19 protein-coding genes are annotated in these 19632 nt (G+C 55.2%); 9 read left to right on the top strand and 10 right to left on the bottom strand.

Going from position 1 to position 19632, the window contains the following annotated elements; all coding sequences use genetic code 11:
• Nucleotides 1-68: 68 nt before the first annotated feature.
• On the bottom strand, nt 69-1244 hold the full coding sequence (locus L1D43_RS01950; protein ID WP_239849744.1) for an acyl-CoA dehydrogenase: 1176 nt from the start codon (nt 1242-1244) through the stop codon (nt 69-71).
• 156 nt (nt 1245-1400) lie between these two features.
• Here L1D43_RS01950 and L1D43_RS01945 point away from each other — a divergent pair, with 156 nt between their 5' ends.
• The 5 genes from L1D43_RS01945 to L1D43_RS01925 all read left to right on the top strand — a co-directional run bounded on the left by L1D43_RS01945 (nt 1401) and on the right by L1D43_RS01925 (nt 5711).
• A complete protein-coding gene (locus L1D43_RS01945; RefSeq protein WP_239849743.1) occupies nt 1401-2237 on the top strand; it encodes a LysR family transcriptional regulator in 837 nt (278 codons plus the stop codon).
• A 172-nt stretch (nt 2238-2409) separates the two neighbouring features.
• On the top strand, nt 2410-3288 hold the full coding sequence (locus L1D43_RS01940; protein ID WP_239849742.1) for a MipA/OmpV family protein: 879 nt from the start codon (nt 2410-2412) through the stop codon (nt 3286-3288).
• Nucleotides 3289-3395: 107 nt separating this feature from the next.
• Complete coding sequence (locus tag L1D43_RS01935; RefSeq protein ID WP_239849741.1) at nt 3396-3704, top strand: DUF3019 domain-containing protein; 309 nt, start codon at nt 3396-3398, stop codon at nt 3702-3704.
• Nucleotides 3704-4417 carry a response regulator gene (locus L1D43_RS01930; RefSeq protein WP_011864701.1) on the top strand — a complete coding sequence of 238 codons (714 nt, stop codon included), beginning with the start codon at nt 3704-3706 and terminating at the stop codon, nt 4415-4417. The genes L1D43_RS01935 and L1D43_RS01930 overlap by 1 nt, the downstream gene beginning before the upstream one ends.
• Before the next feature lie 10 nt (nt 4418-4427).
• Nucleotides 4428-5711, top strand: coding sequence for an ATP-binding protein (locus tag L1D43_RS01925; protein ID WP_239849740.1), 1284 nt, complete (start codon nt 4428-4430; stop codon nt 5709-5711).
• A 78-nt stretch (nt 5712-5789) separates the two neighbouring features.
• Here the strand turns inward: L1D43_RS01925 and L1D43_RS01920 are convergent, their stop codons facing one another.
• Nucleotides 5790-6062: a DUF1289 domain-containing protein gene (locus L1D43_RS01920; protein ID WP_239849739.1), complete on the bottom strand. Its 273-nt coding sequence runs from the start codon at nt 6060-6062 to the stop codon at nt 5790-5792.
• A 188-nt stretch (nt 6063-6250) separates the two neighbouring features.
• Here L1D43_RS01920 and L1D43_RS01915 point away from each other — a divergent pair, with 188 nt between their 5' ends.
• Nucleotides 6251-6790 carry a DUF4136 domain-containing protein gene (locus tag L1D43_RS01915; protein WP_239849738.1) on the top strand — a complete coding sequence of 180 codons (540 nt, stop codon included), beginning with the start codon at nt 6251-6253 and terminating at the stop codon, nt 6788-6790.
• Nucleotides 6791-6801: 11 nt separating this feature from the next.
• Here the strand turns inward: L1D43_RS01915 and L1D43_RS01910 are convergent, their stop codons facing one another.
• The 3 genes from L1D43_RS01910 to L1D43_RS01900 all read right to left on the bottom strand — a co-directional run bounded on the left by L1D43_RS01910 (nt 6802) and on the right by L1D43_RS01900 (nt 10023).
• Nucleotides 6802-8271: an AAA family ATPase gene (locus tag L1D43_RS01910; protein WP_239849737.1), complete on the bottom strand. Its 1470-nt coding sequence runs from the start codon at nt 8269-8271 to the stop codon at nt 6802-6804.
• Nucleotides 8272-8495: 224 nt separating this feature from the next.
• Nucleotides 8496-9632 carry an HlyD family secretion protein gene (locus tag L1D43_RS01905; RefSeq protein WP_239849736.1) on the bottom strand — a complete coding sequence of 379 codons (1137 nt, stop codon included), beginning with the start codon at nt 9630-9632 and terminating at the stop codon, nt 8496-8498.
• Between the two features lies 1 nt (nt 9633).
• Nucleotides 9634-10023 carry a DUF3302 domain-containing protein gene (locus tag L1D43_RS01900; RefSeq protein WP_239849735.1) on the bottom strand — a complete coding sequence of 130 codons (390 nt, stop codon included), beginning with the start codon at nt 10021-10023 and terminating at the stop codon, nt 9634-9636.
• Nucleotides 10024-10289: 266 nt separating this feature from the next.
• Between L1D43_RS01900 and purT the strand changes: the two genes are divergently transcribed.
• Nucleotides 10290-11468 (top strand): formate-dependent phosphoribosylglycinamide formyltransferase, encoded by a 1179-nt coding sequence (gene purT, locus L1D43_RS01895; RefSeq protein ID WP_239849734.1) that lies wholly within the window; start codon nt 10290-10292, stop codon nt 11466-11468.
• Nucleotides 11469-11551: 83 nt separating this feature from the next.
• Here the strand turns inward: purT and L1D43_RS01890 are convergent, their stop codons facing one another.
• From L1D43_RS01890 to L1D43_RS01870, 5 genes are read right to left on the bottom strand one after another with little or no spacing between them, the layout of a single operon-like run.
• A complete protein-coding gene (locus L1D43_RS01890) occupies nt 11552-12505 on the bottom strand; it encodes a D-2-hydroxyacid dehydrogenase (RefSeq protein WP_239849733.1) in 954 nt (317 codons plus the stop codon).
• Between the two features lie 20 nt (nt 12506-12525).
• A complete protein-coding gene (locus L1D43_RS01885) occupies nt 12526-13155 on the bottom strand; it encodes an outer membrane beta-barrel protein (RefSeq protein ID WP_239849732.1) in 630 nt (209 codons plus the stop codon).
• A 25-nt stretch (nt 13156-13180) separates the two neighbouring features.
• Complete coding sequence (gene djlA, locus L1D43_RS01880) at nt 13181-13957, bottom strand: co-chaperone DjlA (RefSeq protein ID WP_041510217.1); 777 nt, start codon at nt 13955-13957, stop codon at nt 13181-13183.
• Nucleotides 13958-14683 carry an N-acetylmuramate alpha-1-phosphate uridylyltransferase MurU gene (gene murU, locus L1D43_RS01875; protein WP_239849731.1) on the bottom strand — a complete coding sequence of 242 codons (726 nt, stop codon included), beginning with the start codon at nt 14681-14683 and terminating at the stop codon, nt 13958-13960.
• Entirely contained in the window at nt 14680-15720 is a 1041-nt protein-coding gene (locus tag L1D43_RS01870; protein ID WP_239849730.1) for a phosphotransferase, read from the bottom strand. Before L1D43_RS01870 ends, murU begins: the two co-directional genes overlap by 4 nt.
• 156 nt (nt 15721-15876) lie before the next feature.
• Here L1D43_RS01870 and lptD point away from each other — a divergent pair, with 156 nt between their 5' ends.
• Nucleotides 15877-18198: an LPS assembly protein LptD gene (gene lptD, locus L1D43_RS01865; protein ID WP_041510215.1), complete on the top strand. Its 2322-nt coding sequence runs from the start codon at nt 15877-15879 to the stop codon at nt 18196-18198.
• A gap of 126 nt (nt 18199-18324) precedes the next feature.
• The gene (surA, locus tag L1D43_RS01860) at nt 18325-19629 is read left to right on the top strand and encodes a peptidylprolyl isomerase SurA (protein WP_041510214.1); all 1305 of its coding nucleotides are present in this window, start codon (nt 18325-18327) and stop codon (nt 19627-19629) included.
• Nucleotides 19630-19632: the final 3 nt, after the last annotated feature.

Raw genomic sequence — 19632 nt, 5'->3', positions numbered from 1 at the left:
GGGCGTTCAACAGGCCGCTGCGACGAGAAGGCGGAGCGACGCCGTCGCTCCGAGCTGAAGGAGAGGAATTAGCCGAAGGCCTGGATACCGGTCTGCGCACGACCCAGGATGAGCGCATGAATATCATGGGTGCCCTCGTAGGTGTTGACGGCCTCAAGGTTCATCACGTGACGGATCACATGGAACTCGTCGCTGATGCCGTTGCCGCCATGCATGTCGCGGGAGATACGGGCGATCTCCAACGCCTTACCGCAGGAGTTACGCTTGATGAGTGAGATGGCCTCGACGGGCAAGGCGTCCTGATCCATCAGGCGACCGGCCTGCAGACAGGCAAATAAACCAGTTGTGATCTCTGTCTGCATGTCGGCCAGCTTCTTCTGAATCAGCTGAGTGGCCGCCAGCGGACGGTTAAACTGGATACGGTCTAGGCTATATTGACGCGCCGCGTGCCAACAGAATTCGGCGGCGCCAAGCGCCCCCCAGGCGATGCCGTAGCGAGCCTTGTTGAGGCAGCCAAATGGGCCCTTGAGTCCCTCGACGTTAGGCAATAGCGCCTCTTCACCCACCTCGACATTGTCCATCACTATCTCGCCGGTGATCGATGCCCGGAGGCTGAACTTACCCTCAATCTTAGGCGCACTCAGCCCCTTCATCCCCTTCTCTAGGATGAAGCCGCGGATCACCCCATCGAGCTTGGCCCACACCACAAACACATCGGCGATAGGCGAGTTGGTGATCCACATCTTGGCGCCGTTGAGACGGTACCCCCCCTCGATGCGCTCGGCGCGGGTCTTCATCCCACCGGGATCTGAGCCCACATCCGGCTCGGTCAGACCAAAACAGCCTACCCACTCGCCGGTAGCCAGCTTAGGCAGGTACTTCTGACGCTGCTGCTCGCTGCCATAGGTATAGATGGGGTGCATCACCAATGAAGACTGCACGCTCATGGCGCTACGATAGCCGCTATCGACCCGCTCAATTTCACGGGCCACCAGGCCATAACTGACATAGTTGGCATTGGCACAGCCATAGGCCTCGGGCAGGGTCGCCCCCAGGAGCCCCAGCTCGCCAAGTTCGTTCATGATCTCACGGTCGAAATGCTCCTCGCGATTGGCCATCAATACCCGGGTCATCAACTTCTCTTGCGCATAGTCGTGCACCATGTCGCGGATCATGCGTTCATCTTCGCTAAGTAGCGCATCGAATTGCAGTGGATCTTGCCAATCAAATTTCACTCGAGCCATGAGTCTGTTCCTTGCTGTCGTTATTGTTGTGGTTGTCGCTGGTGACTAATTCATCACTTGCTAATTCGACTAGCATAGGCATAATTTATCCGTAGGAAAAATATTCTTTTTGTTTAGCTTACATAGTTATTTTCTATATCTTACGTAAGGGTAAAGATGAACCTGAGAGCCCTGAGCTACTTCGTCGCCGTCTACGATAAGGGCACCATCAGCGCCGCCGCTAAGCAGTGCTATATCGCCCAGCCGTCGATCTCCTCGGCCATCAGTCAACTCGAAGACGAGCTCAACACTCAGCTGTTCCAGCGTCACGGCAGAGGTGTGAGCCCCACAGAGTCGGCAGAGCGCCTCTATCCCTTGGCCCAGCGGCTGCTAAACGAGTCCAAGGCGATCGCCTCGCTGTTTAATACGCCAGAGCAGCGCCAACCCTTCAAGCTTGGGCTGATCAACTCCCTCGGGGTACAACGCATGAGCATGCTGCTCAAAGACTTCAGCCAGGCCTGCCATGATATGGAGCTTACCCTGGTCGAGGCCAACGAGCCCTGCGACGCCCGCATCATCACCACCAGTCAGCTAAAGTCGGACGAAGTGTTTCAGCCCATCTGGCATGACGACTACCTACTGGCGATCCCCTCGACCATGAGCCTGGCCCTGAAAAAGGAGATCCGCCTGCAGGATCTCAGCGGCCAGCCCTTCATCCACCGCGCCCCCTGCGAGGCCCTGGCAGATCTGCAGCAGCTGATGGACCTCGAGGGGATAAAGATGCAGATCCGCGCACGGATCCAGACGGTGGAATATGCCGTGGGTTTAGTGGCCGCCGGCGTGGGTATCGCCCTGGTGCCAGCCCTGCCGGTATTGATGGAGCAAAGCAACATCATCTATAAGGCGATTGGCGACTTGCAGCTCAGGCGCACCGTCGGCCTGGCCATGCCCAGAGAGGGGGAGCGCACCGAGCAGCAGAGGCAGTTGCAACAAGTCAGTAAACTCTATAGCTAAAAGGGATCACAGGCTCCCTGTTGCTGCGCAACATTTCGCCAAAATGCAACCAACACAAGGCATCAAGCTGTATCATTTTGCATCAGGAATAGCGAAAACGCTGTGCATATATGACGTAAATGGTAATCTTTGTTCAGACTCCTGTTTGATCCAATTTAGTGTATCTATACCCATGAAAAACAAGCTGCTGACAGGCCTACTTACGACTCTGCTGTTCTCCTTTGCCATCCAGGCCGAAGAGCAGAAGGTTTGTCATATGGATGATGAATGCATCGAGGTTGGCCAGTGGCAACTCGGCCTGGCGTTAGGCTATGGTGAGCGCAGTAACCCCATCCGCGACTACGACGATATCCCCATCTACCTGGCACCGACCCTAGCCTACTATGGCGACAGCTGGTTTTTCGACAATGGCAATCTGGGCTACACCCTGGCGGACGAGGAGCTGTTCAGCCTCAACCTGACCACCAGCTTCAGCAGCGACAGTGCTTACTTCTACCGTTGGGATCCGTCGAACATCTTTATCTCTGGTACCAGCCAGCTCAGCTCGACACCGGCGCTTACCTCGCGATTTCAAGCTTTTGGCGCCGAGCCCGAGCCGTTTTTCAACGAACTCGAAGACAGAAAATTTACACTTCTTGGCGGAGCCGAAGCGTTTATTTACACTCCGGTGGGTATAATCAACCTCGCCTTGGCCCACGACCTTTTCGATGTCCACTCCGGCATGGAAGGCAAAGTCAAATGGCTCTACAACCTGTCGCTGACCGACTGGAAATTTGAAGTCGCCGCGGTGGCCAACTGGAAGAGCGAAGAGATCATCAACTACTATTACGGCGTACGTCCAAGCGAGAATGCATATTGGAGTGAACGCTATCGTGCCGGTTCTGGCACTAATTTAGGATTAGAATTGACGACACAATACATAATGAATGAGCACTGGGAGTTGCTCTTCCTGATACGCTATACCGACCTGGCCGATGCGATCACCGACAGCCCGCTCGTCACCGAAAGTTACACCAACACTTACTTTATCGGCACAGCCTATAGGTTTTAAGGTTTGTGTTTTCAATGACTTTCAGGCTGATACAGGCAATTCTTGCCATTATTTTACTGTGTAACATTACCTATGCCGCGGGCCAAGAGTCTACGGCCAGCTTGTCATTGTCACCCCAATTTTGCATCACGGCCGATGTCGAACAGAGCTGTGAAATTGAGTTGGTACTGAATTGGGAAACCACCTATCCCCAGGTGGTTTGTATCATGTCGGATCATAGCGACCTGGAAAAGTGGTGCGCCGATTCCCCCAATACCCACTCGCTCACCGTGAAGGTTGAGACACAAAAAGATATTCAATTTGTCATGATAGACAAAGAAAGCCACCAAACATTGGCCGGCGTAAAATTAAAAGTTACCCCTACTTCGTCGCCTCAGGTGAGGCGTCGTTATCGCAACCCCTGGAGTCTATTCTAATGACAGAATCTCAATCGACCCATAGAGTCTTGCTCGTCGAAGACGATATTCGTCTGGCAAACCTGATTGTGGATTATTTAAAGTCGCATGGAATGCACGTGGAAGTTGAGCGTCGTGGTGACACAGTACTGACCCGACTGATCAACTACAAACCAGATATCATCTTGCTCGATATCATGCTGCCAGGGATGGATGGCCTTACTCTTTGTGAAAAACTGCCCGACTACTTTGCCGGCCCTATCCTGCTGATGAGCGCCCTGGGTTCCAACGAGGATCAGATCAAGGGATTAGAGCTGGGCGCCGACGACTATGTGGTAAAGCCAGTCGATCCTGCGCTGCTTATCGCCCGCATCAATAATTTGCTGCGCCGAACCGCCAAGCCACCACAGGCGGAGTCTCACTGCCTCAGCTTCGGTAAGCTGAGCATAGATCCCCACACTCAGGCCATTCGCCTGGGCGATCTCGAGGTGGACCTCACCAGTCATGAGTTCGAGCTTCTCTGGTTGCTGGCCTCACAAGCCGGGCAGGTGCTGAGCCGTCAATATATCTATCAATACCTGCTCAACATAGATTTCGACGGCAAAGACAGGAAGATCGACGTGCGCATCTCACGGCTGCGTAAGAAGTTAGGTGACAATATCGAAACCCCATTTAGAATTAAGACGGTATGGGGTCAGGGATATCTATTCGCCCCAGAAGCCTGGAACAACTAACGGAGCTGCGTTGAAACGACTCTTCATCAGCCTATACCTGCTACTGAGCCTTAGTTTTCTCGGTATCGGCTGGACCCTGGACAGCATCTGGCAAAACAATGTCGACGACGGCGGCGCACAAGACGCGCCGCTCATCGCCTTAGCTCAGCTGATCGGCAAGCTGCCCAAGGCCCAGCGCGAGGCGTTTCTCTCCCAGCTCAGCACCCGACACAGCTACCCACTCAGCCTACTTCCTAAGGCTCAGGTGGCGGTCAACCTAGACGACTCCCTCGCGCGCGACAGCGTCCTGGTCACGGCGCCGGACGAGCAACACGAGCTGCATTTTATCGAGATCGATGATCAGCAGATCCTGATGGCCGGCCCCATAGAGATAGATCCCAGGGAGCAGCTGCGCGGCCTGTTTACCCTCTTCTTCTACCTTTCCCTTGCATTGGTCGCGCTGATCTGGGTCTGGCCCCTGTCACGGGATCTCAAGACGCTGCGACTGGCGACCAAGGCATTTGGCCAGGCCAAATGGGACACCCAGATACAACTCTCCAGCCGCTCGCAGGTACAGCCCCTGGCGTCAACCTTCAACGAGATGGCACGCCACATCAGCGCGCTGATCGAGAACCAGAAGCATCTCTCTAACGCCGTCTCCCACGAGATCAGAACGCCCCTGGCCCGGCTCAAGTTTGCCCTGGCCCTGGTGCCTCAATATTGTGGCCCCGACTCAGATCCCGAGCGGCGCCAGGTATTTCTCGACGAGATGCAGCAAGATGTGAAGGAGATGGAGACCCTACTGCAGGAACTGCTCACCTACGCCAGCCTGGAGTCACAACAGCAGGATTTAGAGTTTGAATGCTGTGAGCTTACTCGGCTTACCCAGCAGACCATCAGCCGACTGMAAAACCGCCACAGCATTCCGATTTATTTTGACGAGCAGACGCCCGAACTGAAGGTGATGGGAGACCCTTCCCTCATCGAGCGTGCACTGCAAAACCTGATCATCAATGCCCAGCGTTTTGCCAAGAGCCATATCACCATAGAGATCAGCCAGGAAAACAAGTCGGTGCAGCTCAAGGTGATCGACGATGGCCCGGGTATCGCGGCCGTGGATCAAGAGAAGATCTTCGAACCTTTCTATCGCAGCAAGGTGGTACAGAATGGCAACAAGGGTCATGGACTGGGGCTGGCCATCATCAAGCGGATCATGCACAAGCACAATGGCCGGGTGTCACTGGCAAGCGAGCCGGGCAATACCGTCTTTACCCTAAGCTGGCCCAGGGTGAACGCGAACAGACAAAGAAAATAGCAGACGGAAAACGGGCTTAAACGAGTAAGTGGTATGTTGATGCGGCCGAACTCGACATTGGGTTAACGCCAGCCGAGATCATTCGGCATCGATGTCGAAGTCCAGTGATTGGGTCGCGGCGGCGCGCTCTTCCAAGATGGCCGTCTTCTTCGCCTTTAGCAGGGCCAGGCGACGACGGCGATGACGCTGTTTACATAGGCGAATCACCTCATTTTTTTGCGCATCGGAGAAGTGCAGCCAATTAAAGCGCTCCTCTCTGCTGCGCAGGCAGCCCTTGCAATAGCCCCGAGCGTCTGTCTGGCAGACACCGATACAGGGACTAGGGATCTCGAAAAACTCTAACTGTTCCATGGGGGCTAGCTACACCTAATTGTCTGCGACATCTTGAATATGGGCTCACTTAAGGGGTCGCTAAATGAGCCTATAGTTAAAACATAACCTAAATCTCGGCAACAGGCTAAACTTTATTCATACACTAAAACTAAAAACTCTTGTATAAATAAGCTGATAGCATCAAATTATGATTATTAAGGAGTCTCATGAGTTCACTACGCCTGCTCATCCTAACAATGGCCGCCTTACTCGTAGGCGCCTGTGCCAGCAAACCTACCACAGATTACGATACCCAGTATGACTTCGATACGCTTAAGCGCTTCACCCTGCAGAGTCCTGCCAATATCGGCGACCCCCTCAGCACGGCGCGAATAGACCAGGCCATCGTCGATAGCCTGACTCAGAGAGGCTACAGCCAGGTCGCCGACCAGCCCCAGTTTATGGTGACCTACGGCTTCAAGGTGGTAGACAAGCCCAAGAGCTCCGGGCTCTCCATCGGCCTGGGAACCGGCAGCTGGGGCAGCTCAGGCAGTGTCGGAGTCGGCACCAGCGTCGGTGTGCCACTGGGCAGCGACAGCGCCAAGATGCAGCTCATCCAGATAGACATAGTCGACAGCGCCAGCAACAAGCTTGTCTGGCGCGGCAGCGATAAGTTTGATTACGATGATGGCGGCGAGAAAAAGGCCAGAGAGACCAAGGAAACCGTGAACAAGATTCTCTCTCAGTTCCCCCCTAAGCCCGAGTAGACTCGCACCCGCTATTGATGGGCGTTGACGGTACGCCCTTGCGCCCAGTGACGCAGCGCGGCCAGTTTTTCCCGCATCACCACAGATAGGGGGCGGGTCTTCATCAACTCGCCCAATAAGAGCGCCTGAGACACGCTTTGCTCAGCCGCTCGCGCCGTATAACGCGCGGAGATGATCGCCTGCTCTATCTCGGCGCCGGAGAAGCCCTGGCTGGCCTGTGACAGCTTAACCAGGTCAAAATTGAGCGGGTCGAGCCGACGACGCTGCAGATGGATCAGGAAGATCGCCTGGCGCACGCTATCGTCGGGCAGATCCACAAAGAAGATCTCATCCATCCTGCCCTTACGCATCAGCTCGGGTGGTAGGGCACTGATATCGTTGGCCGTAGCCACCAAGAACACCTCAGATTTTCGCTCTGCCATCCAGGTCAGCAGCGCTCCCAGGATCCGCTTAGAGGTGCCATCGTCGCTGCTACCACTACTGAGCCCCTTCTCTATCTCGTCTATCCACAATACGCAAGGCGCCATAAGATCGGCCAGCGCCAGGGCGTTACGCAAATTCTTCTCCGTCTCGCCGATATACTTGTTATACAGGGCCGACATATCCAGGCGCAGTAAGGGACGCTGCCACATGCCCGCCACGGCCTTGGCCGCCAGGCTCTTACCACTGCCCTGTACCCCCAGCAGCAAGATCCCCTTGGGATGATCGGCCCGCCCTTCTGCACTCGATACCGGACTGCGATGGGAGAGCCATTTCTTCAGGTTATGCAGGCCAGCCACCTGAGAGAAGTCGCTGGTGTCATATTCAAATTGCAACACACCTTCCATATCCAGCAGCTTAAACTTGCCTTGGTTGATCCTGTCCACGTCCGAGTGAGTGATGGCCCCATCATCCACTATCGCCTTATGGGCCAGACGGCGGGCATCGTCGAAGGTCAGCCCCCTGAGATTCTCGGCCAGCTTAGCCACGGCATCATCATCGACACTCTGCAGCAGACCTTCGCCACGAGCCTTGTCTATCTGTTCATAGATAAGGTTTTGCAGCTGCACGGTATCGGGCAGCGAGATGGAGAAATGGGCGCAGTAGCGTTTGATCTCGGGCGGAATATCGAAGGCATGGCTCACCAGGACTATAGTATGTTTCAGCGCCTCATACTCTAAGGCGATCTCCTTGAGCAGACGCACATTCTTGGGGGCATTGTCGACGAAGGGATGAAAGTCGCACAGCACATAGATCCCCTGCTGACTGGTGGACTTGATCTGCCCCAGGATCTCTGTGGGATCTGTGTTGAATTTCTGAGTCCCCATCTTCACATCGGCACGCGCCAGCCCTTGGGTGATGCTCCAGGTAAACAGCGGCTGATATAGGATGGTCGATACCCTTTTTAACAGCTCGATCACCCGATACTCTTCATAGGTTTCGATCACGACGATCGGGGTATTGGAGCGCAGCACGGCGGTGAGATCGCGAATATCTTGCATAGTCATCCTTAAACAGAGCCGCTAGCGATATAAGATTAGTCACTAGCGATAGAAGCATTAGCCACCAGGGCTGGCCCTGGTTCGCCAACCCAAGCGCTATTGATACCCCAGTATCTCAACAAATTCAATTGTTCACGCCATGAATTACCCCACAAAAAAGCCCGCAACGCGGGCTTATCTATTGGCGGGACTCTATATGACTCGCCAGGCTGGCAGGCTATCAGTTAATGAAATAGATAGTTCAACCAGCCCTGCATGCGCAGCAACACCTTGCGCATCACAGCCACGTGGGAGAAATGCTCGGTATAGACGGCCGCCTGACCCGATACCCCGGCGGGAAAGTTACGTTTCGCCTCGTGATCGTCAAGCTCAATCAAGACTATGGCACGCCCCCTTGGTAGTAGCACTCTGGAAGAGACCAATGCCCCCTGAGACTGAAACTCGCCCTCGGCCATGGCTGGCAACACCTTGGCCACCCGTCCCTTAAACACCTGACCCGGCGCGGCGTCCAAGATCATCTCGGCTTCATCTCCCTCCTTGAGGCGCAGCAGGGAGTTTTGCCAGAAGGCTCCGGCAAAGTAGCGCTCCTCGTCGGGAATAAAACTCACCAGGGAGCGTAGCGGCATAGGTACGGCAATCACCCCGGGACGCAGCGCCATCTGAGTGACTATGCCATCGGCCGGCGCCCGCACCACAGTTTGCTCGAGATCGTACATCGCCTTATCCAGTTCGGCCCGGATCCCGGCCACCTTGGTATTAACGCCATCGACATTGGACTCATAGGCGAGCCTGACTCTCAACTCTTCAGAGCGCGCCGCGGTGAGCTGCGCCTCGGAGGCCATGTAGAGCTGGCGTTTGTTATCCAGCTCCAGCTCGGTAAAGGGGGAGTTGGCACCGCCACGCTTGCGCCCCTTCTCGTATCGCTCGAACGCCGACTTGCTTCTGTCTCTGTCGGCCGTGGCCCGTTCCACACTGGCCTGAGCCGTCTGCCAGGCCGCCTCTAACTGAGGCACCTCGAGTTCGGCCGCCGCCAGTGCCGCGCGCTTTTGCATCACCACCGCCTCGAAGGGCTTAGGATCGATGCGAAACAGCACATCCCCCTTCTTCAGGGGCACATTGGGTTTGGCCTCGACGCTGGTCACCAAGCCGCGCACCGCGGGGTTGATGGGAACCGTGGCAAACACCTGACGCGCATAGGGCGTGTAGGGGTGGTTATAGTTCATCAAGAGCACCAGGGCGCCGACGATCACTATGCCGCCGAGAATCGCTGTGGGCACTGTCCATTTGTTTAAGGGTATCTTGAAGATCTTAAAGATGGCGATGCAGATGGCGGTGTAGGTCAGAATGAGTAATAGATCCATCTTATGACTCCTTCTCTTGGGAATCTGACTGTGTCTCGACCACATGCAAGGCCGTTTGCCCGCCCTCGACGGCGCTCAGACGCTGCTCAAGCTGAGCTATGGTTTGATTGAGCTGTTTGACCTCATCTTCCAGCGCCAGCTCTCGCTCGACCACCTTGTTGAAGCCCCAGCCTCTGTCCTCGCGATACAGGGTCGCCCAGATCCACAGGAAGGGCCAGATAGCGTGCAGGGTAAAAAGGCTTACCCAACCGGCAACATGCAGGGCATCTTGCTGGGGATGATTACGCTTCTTGGCTATCTCATAAGGAATATCGTGGATCACGATCACCCCATAAAACAGGAAAACGGCGACAAAGATGATGACACCTAATGCAAAGTAATCCAAAAACACGGCTCACTCCTTATTGTTATTGAACCTATTTAACCACAACACGCCGCGCCATCGAGATTGGCGCAAACAAACAGATCTCGCAGTTTTACTTTATCCATACTAGCCATAAATTGCTGATAATGCTTTCCTAATTCGCGTCATAATCTTGATCCAGTACACACTTGTCTGCGTAAGGGGTCTGCATATTCCTTGCTAAGAGGTAAGATAGTCGCCAAATAATCGAAGCTGGGCGCACGACCCACTCAAGATAAAAAGGTACCCACACCATGATAGGCACACCCTATTCAAAAGGCGCTAGGCGCGCCATGCTGCTAGGCTGCGGCGAACTCGGCAAAGAAGTTGCCATCGAACTACAACGCCTGGGCGTCGAGGTCATTGGCGTCGACCGCTACCCCAACGCGCCGGCCATGCAGGTCAGCCACAGGTTTCATGTGATCAACATGCTGGACGGTGAGGCCCTGCGCGCCATCATAGAGCAGGAACAGCCCCACCTGGTGATCCCCGAGATCGAGGCGATCGCCACTCAGACCCTGGTCGAGCTGGAAGCGCAAGGAGTGAATGTCGTCCCCACCGCCAAGGCAACCCAGCTCACCATGGATCGCGAAGGCATTCGTCGCCTCGCCGCCGAGACATTGGGCCTCCCCACCTCTCCCTATTTCTTCTGCGACACCCAGGCAGAATTTGAGCAGGCAGTCGCCGACATCGGCCTCCCCAGTGTCGTCAAACCTGTGATGAGCTCATCGGGCAAGGGCCAGAGCATCATACGCAGTGAGGCGGATATTGTTTCGGCCTGGCAATATGCCCAGGAAGGCGGCCGCGCAGGTGGTGGCAAGGTGATCGTCGAGGGCTTCGTGCCCTTCGACTATGAGATCACCCTGCTTACCATCAGTGCCGTCAACGGCATCCACTTCTGCGACCCCATAGGTCATCGCCAAGAGGATGGCGACTACCGCGAGTCTTGGCAGCCCCAGGCCATGTCTGATGCCGTGCTCGCCAAGGCGCAGGCGATCGGTCGTAAGGTAGTCGAGGCACTTGGCGGCTATGGTCTGTTCGGCGTCGAGCTGTTTATCAAGGGCGAGGAGGTCTATTTCTCCGAGGTGTCGCCTCGCCCACACGATACCGGCCTGGTCACCCTTATCAGCCAAGACCTGTCGGAGTTCGCCCTGCATGTGCGGGCCATCTTAGGCCTGCCTATCGCCAACATAATGCAACACGGCCCATCGGCATCGGCAGTGATCCTGGCCGAGGGCACTAGCCATAACATCAGCTACCGCGGCATGGCGCAGGCACTCGTTGAGCCAAACACTCAGCTGCGCTTGTTTGGCAAGCCGGATATCGACGGCCGTCGCCGTCTCGGCGTAGGCCTGGCTCGCGGGGAAAGCATTGATAACGCCATCGACAAGGCGCTCAAGGTTGCCGCTCAGGTAGAAGTTTTGCTGGATTAAATCCTCCGCAACTGAGATCAAAGAAAAGGGCGCCTCTTCTCAAGAATCAGGCGCCCTTTTCTTTTCGACCAGATGACCTTGGCTTAATTCACCTGATTAATCGGCTGCCCCGCCAGATAGCCCCTGAGGTTATCGATGGCAATGGTCAGCAGATTCTGCCTCGCCTCCCTGGTCGCCCAGGCATTATGAGGGCTGATGCTGATATTGGCCGCACTCAGCAGGGGATTGTCTGCCTCTGGCGGCTCGCTCGATAGGACATCCACGCCGGCAGCGGCAATCTCGCCGCGACTTAAGGCATCGGCCAGGGCCTGCTCATCCACCAGACCGCCCCTAGCAGTGTTGATCAAGATGGCGCTGGATTTCATGGCCCTTAGTCGCTCACTATTGATCAGCTGCAGGGTATCCGGCGTTAGCGGACAGTGCAGCGAGATAATATCGGCACTGCCGAATAACGCCTCACGCTCGCACCAGCTGACCCCTTCCGGGAGATCCTGCTTAACGGATGGCGTGTTGACCAACACCCGCATCTGAAAGGCCTTGGCAATAGCGGCCACCTGCCGACCTATATCGCCAAAGCCCACCAGTCCCAGCGTCTTGCCCTTAAGCGATTGCAGCGGCGCCAGAGTAAAGCAGAAATCTGGCGCCTGAGACCAGGCCCCAGCCACCACGGCATTGTGATGATCAGACAATCTCTGGGTGTGGTGCAGTATATGGGCAAATACCATCTGCGCCACGGCGTCAGGGCCATAGCCGGGCACATTGGTCACCTTGATCCCTAGCTCACTGGCAGCCTTGAGATCCACCACATTGGTACCAGTGGCGAGCACGCCGACATACTCGAGCCCAGGCAAGGCCCTAAGACCCTCGCCATCGAGAACAGTCTTATTGGTCAGCAACACCTGGGCCCCCTGAGCACGATCGATAAGCTCGGCCGGAGCGGTTCTGTCAAAGCAGTGAAACTCGCCCAGCGCTGTCAGCGGCTGCCAATCGAGATCGCCAGGGTTGAGGGTGTAGCCATCGAGTACGACTATCTTCATGAAGACTGCTCTCTTAAGGGTTAAAAAGTGTATTTAAAACCGGCATTCAGCTGGCCCTGCCAGATGACATCGGCGCGGATATTCCAGATACAGCGGTTAGCATCGCAAAACAGCTCGTTGTCACTGTTGATGAAGGTGGCATAGCCGCGACCATCGGCAAACAGGCTGAAGTTATCCCCGAGCTGGTATTCCACGCCTCCCCCTATGCCCATGGAGAAGCGTGACTCGTCGGAGAAATCCCCGGACGGACGCATCTGTGTCATGCCGACGCTGACGGTAACATAGGGGCGCAGATCTCCCTTGGGAAAATAGAGCGAGCCACCAAGGTGGGCGTAATCCAGCTCAAGCTTTGCCAAGCGGTTGGGATTAAACATGCCACCAGCGTGCATATCTGTGCTCTGGTGGCTGTAGAGTAGGTAGACATCGCCAGGATCCCGGGTCTTCATCCCCACTATGATGCCGTAGTGGCTGGAGTCCTTGATGCTGATACTGCCTTGGGTGCTAGTGTCGATATCTGTGGCATCGAGTTCACTGGTGCCAAAGCTATAACCACCGAAGGGAGCGACAAAGATATCCGACTTTGCCCAGGCAGACTGAGCCGTCATCCATGCTAAGAGTCCCGTTAATAAGATCAGCCTTATTCCCTTCATCGCCCTCTCCTTTACTTGTTTATGATTATCTCATGGCGCGGTCTTGCTTTACCCTGTCATAGGCGGCCTGAATATCCTGCGCCTTCTGTTTGGCCAGTTCCATCATCTCGGCGGGTAGCCCCTTGGCAACTAACTTGTCGGGGTGATGCTCGTTCATCAACTTACGATAGGCACGCTTTACCTGCTGATCCGAGGCCTGCTCGTTGAGGCCTAACACCTCGTAGGCATCGTTAATGGAGGTCTGCTGGCGGCCGTGGCGCTGGAAGTTCACTTCCGCCTGCCAGCGCTTGAGTAGTTCATCGAGTTGCTCGCGGCTAAAGCCCAGCTCCTTCGCCACGGTTAAGAGTATGGCATGTTCTTTGGCATCTAGCTCGGCGTCCGATAGTGCTGTCTGGATCTGGATCTCCAGAAACATCTGTAGCAGTTCACGTCGCCCCATGGAGATCAGCCTGAAGGTGCGCAGTGAAGCCTTCAGGTCGAAATCGGCGGCCTTGCCCTGAGTAAAGGCCGCCTGAGCCTCGCGGCGGGCATCGCCGCTGAGCCGCAGCTGATCCATCAGCGCCGTCGCCAGGCGGATATCATTCTCGGTCACCTGACCCGAGGCCTTGGCCACATGGCCCATCACCGCAAAAGCTGTGTTGAAAAACAGCGCCTGTCGATCGCTGCCCTTACCCATCAATTGCTCCACCTCGCCGCGCTTCTTGTCATAGAGGTGGCCCAGCCAGAGACCTATGATGCCGCCTATGATGCGGCCAAACATGAAACCTATGGCAAACCCAAAAAACTTTCCCCAAATCTTCATCTAACAACCTTTATTGTGTTTTTGTGCCGTGCGCAGTTCGGCGTCCAGTGACTGCAATCGCTCCAGGGTGCCCACGTCGCACCAGAGGTGAGAATAGTGCTCACCAGCTATCAGTCCCTGCTGCATCTTATCCCTCAACATCGGCGCCAGGGCGAAACGCCCGCTGGGCGCGTCATCGAAAAAGCGCGGATGATAAATGGCCATGCCGGAGAAGGTCAGCCTGGGCTCGCCGCTGTCATTAACCTTGCCCGCCTCCAGGGCAAAATCTCCCTCTGGATGCTGCTTAGGGTTATCCACCAACCAAAGGTAGGCCTGGTGCTCGCCCATCAACTCGGCGACTCTTGCCTTATCGAGCGCCGCTTCGAGGGACAAGCCCTTCACCCTGGGCAGGCTGTCGATGTAGACATCGCCATTGAGCACCACAAAGGGCTCATCCCCAAGCAGTGGTAAGGCCTGCTTAATGCCGCCGCCTGTCTCTAACGCCTCTGTCTCAGGGCTGTAGCTGATGCTGACGCCCCAGGCGCTGCCATTGCCCAGATAGGCTTCGAGCTTATGCCCTAACCAGGCGTGGTTGATCACTATCTCTGTTATGCCTATCTTCGCCAGACGCTCTATGTGATAGACGATCAGCGGCTTGCCCGCGACCTCTGCCAGAGGTTTAGGCAAGCTATCTGTCAACGGGCGCAGGCGCTCGCCGCGACCGGCGGCGAGTATCATGGCCTTCATCGCTGTACCTCCACATGACTTGTCAGCTGAGACAATTTTTTGCAGGTCATGTGCGTCATCACCTCACGCCTTAACCAGGCGATGAAAGGCGCAAACTCAGGATATTGCTCCCCTATGTCGCACACGTAGCTCAAGGTCAAGGGAATATCTTTCAGATAACCCGGCTTGGCATCGCGATAGTTGAGGCGGCAGAAGATACCCGCAGCTTTCAGGTGACGCTGCATCCCCATGAGATCGAACCAGCGGCGATACTGGCTCAAGTTCACCTCATCGCCTAGGCGGCCCAGGACGCGCATCTGATTATAGTGCTGCTCGAGTAAAGCCTCGACCACGTCGAGCGGCCAGCGCACATAGCAGTCCCGCAGCAGGGAGACGGCATCATAGGTGATAGGGCCGATAACCGCGTCCTGAAAATCGATCACCGCCAGCTCGTCATCGCAGAGCATCAGATTACGACTATGGTAATCCCTGTGCATACCCACCTTGGGCTGCTGGGCAACGTTTTCTATAAGTAGGCTAAAACACCCATCTATCATCTGCCGCGTCTGACGATCTAGGGTCAGCTGCAGGTGATGCTCGACCAGCCACTCGATGAAGATAGTAAGCTCCCGCAGCACGAAGGCGTCGTCATAATCGGGCAAGGGCTGCCCAGCCGCCGAGGTGATGGTCTGCAGCGCCTCAAGCAAGCCAAGGGCCTTGCCATAGTATTGCTCGACATTCTCAGGCGTCAGCACCTCGAGCAGCTGGATATCGCCGAGGTCGGAGAGCAGCAGAAAGCCCTGCGTCAGCTCGGCGGCCTTAACTTCTGGCGCTAGGATACCATGATCATGATAGGCGTTTGCGAGGGCAATAAAGGGGGCGACGGGCACCAGATCCGGCGGCGAGTCCATGGCGATAAAAGTCTGGCTTAGATACCGAACACGATAGTAGCGACGAAAACTGGCGTCACCGGAAATTAAGGCTAGCTGCGCCTCATCGCCTAAAGTTCGCGCTATCCATGAATTAAGGGCAAGAAATCTTGGATCTGACAAGGGCACCTCATGGCTCTTAGAAGAAAATTGCTTTATTATAAAGCAAAATAGAAACAGCAATTAAGATGATTCTATCTCTTTTGCTAAGTTGCTTCCTAAGGGGGATGCAACTATTCTCACCGATAACTTGTCTAGACGAAGAAATCACAAAAACGATAAAAGATGCATATCCGTTACTTATTGGCATTGGCGCTACTCCCGCAGCTAGTCTTGGCAGACGAATCGGAAACCACTCCCGCGCCCGGTGCCCAGTGCCTGGTACTTCCGCCCGTACCTATTCCAGAACCCAGCACAGACGAACGCCCTCTGGATCTGCAGCAGATTAAGATCGTTTCCGACTCATCCAACGCCAAGATGGGTGACAAGGCCACTTTCCAGGGAGATGTGACTTTCAGTCAAGGCGGCCGTCATATCGCCGCAGACAGTGCCGTGCTGGATCAGGCCAACGAGCGCCTGGATGCTAACGGCAACCTGGTGTTCCAAGACAATATGTTTACCGTCACGGCAGACTCCCTGAGCGCCGAGATGCGCAGCAACAGCGCCCAACTTAAGGGTGCCCAATATTGGCTCCACGGCCAGCAGATCCACGGCGACGCGGAAAACCTGGAGATCACCCAGGACAACAACCTGCACCTGTCTAATACCAGCTTCACCACCTGTCCGCCGGGCGATACCTCCTGGCTGCTTGAAGCCGAGACCATCAAGATAGACAGCAGTGAAGAATGGGGCGAGCTCTGGGACGCCAAACTGAAAATCGGCGATGTACCAGTCTTCTATCTGCCCTATATGACGATTCCCGTGTCGGAGAAGCGTAAGTCGGGCTTTCTGTTCCCGTTTTTCAGCACCAGTACCACAAATGGTGTCGAGGTGGCGACGCCCTACTACTGGAACATAGCACCAGAGTATGATCTCACCTTTACCCCGCACTATATGTCGGCCCGCGGCCTGTTCCTCAAGTCCGAGTTTCGCTATCTTGCCGGCGAGGCGCAGCAGGGACAGTTAAATGTCGAATACCTAGGCAAAGACGATCTGGTGCCCAACCGCGCCGACCGTTACCTCTACCACTGGCAGCATCAAGGGGCCATCGCCGACAACTGGCGGGTACTGGCCAACTTTACCGATGTGTCAGATAACAACTACTTCAACGATCTACCCTCTGACGTGCTGCGTGCCACGGACAATCAGATCTCGCGCATAGGCGAAATCGCCTATTTCGACGATAACTGGGACATGTCAGCCAGAGTGCAGGACATCAAGGTACTGGGTGAGGAAGAATCTCCCTACCAGGTGATGCCGCAGATTGGCTTTAACTATCGCGCGCCAGGATTGTGGCAAGGCATAGACTTCAACCTCATGGGGGAAGCGAGCAACTTCCGCCACAAGGAAGATCAATATGCCACCGCCAGCCGTCTGCACTTCGAGCCAAGCGTATCCCTGCCGATCCACGGGCCTGCGGGCTCGCTGACCAGTGAACTCAAGCTGTTACAGACCAACTATTGGCAGGACACCAAAAACTACACGGGTACAGAGCCGCTGGACAGCACTGTGAGCCGTACCCTGCCCCAGGTACGTATTCACGGTCAGATCAACTTCGAGCGTTTCACCGATTACTTCGATACTAACTACCGCCAGACTCTGGAGCCACAGTTCCAGTACCTGTATGTAGGCTATGAAGATCAGTCCAACATCGGCATCTATGACACTGCGCTATTACAGGATGACTACTACGGCCTCTTCAGGGATCGCCGCTTCTCGGGTCTCGATCGTATCGCAGACGCCAATCAGATGACGCTGGGTTTGACCACCCGCCTGTTTGACGATCATAACCTGGAGCGTTTCAAGTTCAGCCTAGGTCAGATCTACTACTTCGAGGACAGCGAGGTCGGCATCACAGATCCCTCACGTCCGAACGAGATCTTCAAGCAGGAAAACACCTCCAACTCGGTGCTGGCGGCGGAACTAAATACCCAACTCTACAGCGACTGGTTCTTGAGCGGTGCCATTCAATATGACACCAAAAACAAGAACAACAAGAAGAGTGAGGTCACCCTGGATTTCCGCCCCGGGGTCAACAAGCTGTTGCAGCTCAGCTATCGTTACGTGCCCGATTTAGTTAACAGCAACACCAACGAATCTGTTAATGTGTCGCAAACCGGCCTACGCACGGCCTGGCCGATCAGCGACAACTGGTATATCGTGGGCAACTGGTATTACGATCTCAACGAGAATCGTAGCGTCGAGACCTACACAGGATTTCAATACGAATCTTGTTGCTGGGCGGTGCGCTTAAGTTATCATTACCGCATTAAAACCAACTACGATGACAATTTAGATCCAACGTTCAACGACAGGGAGCTGTTCGAAAGCGGCTTCTACCTGAACTTTGTGATCAAGGGACTAGGTGGCTCCGGCCCGCTTGGGGTGTCGGACATGCTTAACGATGGCCTGTTTAATTATCGCAAGCCGCTCTACCTGAAAAACTAGTTTTAATATTTTAATCGGCTCCGCGCTGAACCTAGATACGGACTTGTAGTCCAATCAGAATAGTCGAATTAGATACTCGGTCGACGCCTAAGTTGACCGACCTGAATATGCCAAGGATTTTTGTGGATGAAACCCTGTAAACAACTGATTTTTGCTTTACTTACACTGGCGATGAGCCACGGCGCGATGGCCGAGAACGTTCCCCTGGATAGGGTGACGGTTCAGATCAACGAAGGCATAGTGCTGGAGAGCGAAATCGTCAACATGTTGAAGACAGTCAAAGCCAACGCAAAAGCCGCCGGCCAGTCATTACCTTCTGACAAGGCGCTACGCACTCAGGTGATCGAGCGTCTGATCGTCACCCGCCTGCAACTGCAGATGGCCGACCGCATCGGTCTGCATATCGGTGACCTTCAGCTGGACCAGACAATCGAGAACATCGCCAAGGAACAGAAGTTGACGCCTGAGATGATGCGTGAAAAGGTTGAGGCCGAGGGCATGAGCTGGAGCCAATACCGCGAGCAGCTGCGCGAAGAGATCACCCTGGGCGAGATCCAGCGTATTCAGGTTCAGCGTCGTATCCAGGTGTCTCCACAGGAGATCAACAGCCTGGTTAAGCTTATCGAAGAACAAGGGATGCAGCAGGTAGAATACCAGATCGGCCATATTCTGATCGAAGTGCCTAGCAACCCCAACAGCGAACAACTTGAAGCCGCCAGCAGCCGCGCCAATGCGGTGCTCAAGCGCCTGCAAAACGATGGCGACTTCAAGCAGACCGCCATCGCCTCCTCTTCAGGCCCTAAGGCGCTGGAAGGCGGTATCTGGGATTACATGAACGTCAATGAGATGCCAACCCTGTTTGCCGAACTACTGGTCGGCGCCAAGACGGGCGACATCATAGGCCCTGTGCGCAGCGGCGCCGGTTTCCACATCATCAAGGTGATGGATGCCCGCGGCCTGCAGACCAAAGAAATTGACGAAGTACGTTCACGTCATATACTGATCAAGCCGTCGCCTATCCTGTCGGAAGAACGTGCCAAGGCGATGCTCGACAAGTTTGCCGACCAGCTAAGAAGCGGCGAAGCAGACTTTGCTACCCTGGCCCGTCAATACAGCGAAGACCCAGGTTCGGCGGCCAAGGGCGGTGAATTAGGCTGGGCGGATCCCACCGTCTATGTGCCAGCCTTTGCACAAACACTGGGCGCACTGAAGATTAACGAAATCAGTGAGCCTTTCCGTTCTAGCCACGGCTGGCACATAGTGCAGCTGGAGGAGCGACGTAAGACGGATGCGACAGATAAATTTAACACTAATCGGGCACACCAGCTCATCTTCCGCCGTAAGTTTAATGAAGAATTACAGAACTGGCTGGATGAAATGCGAGCAGAGGCTTACATTGAAGTATTCGATGCCGATTTCAATCGAGGTTAACCA

This window comes from Shewanella sp. Isolate8 (genome assembly GCF_022398495.1).
In the GTDB taxonomy this organism is placed as follows: Bacteria; Pseudomonadota; Gammaproteobacteria; order Enterobacterales; family Shewanellaceae; genus Shewanella; species Shewanella aquimarina.
The sequence above is the reverse complement of the archived record's forward strand: the minus strand, read 5'-3'. Positions and strand labels throughout refer to the sequence as shown.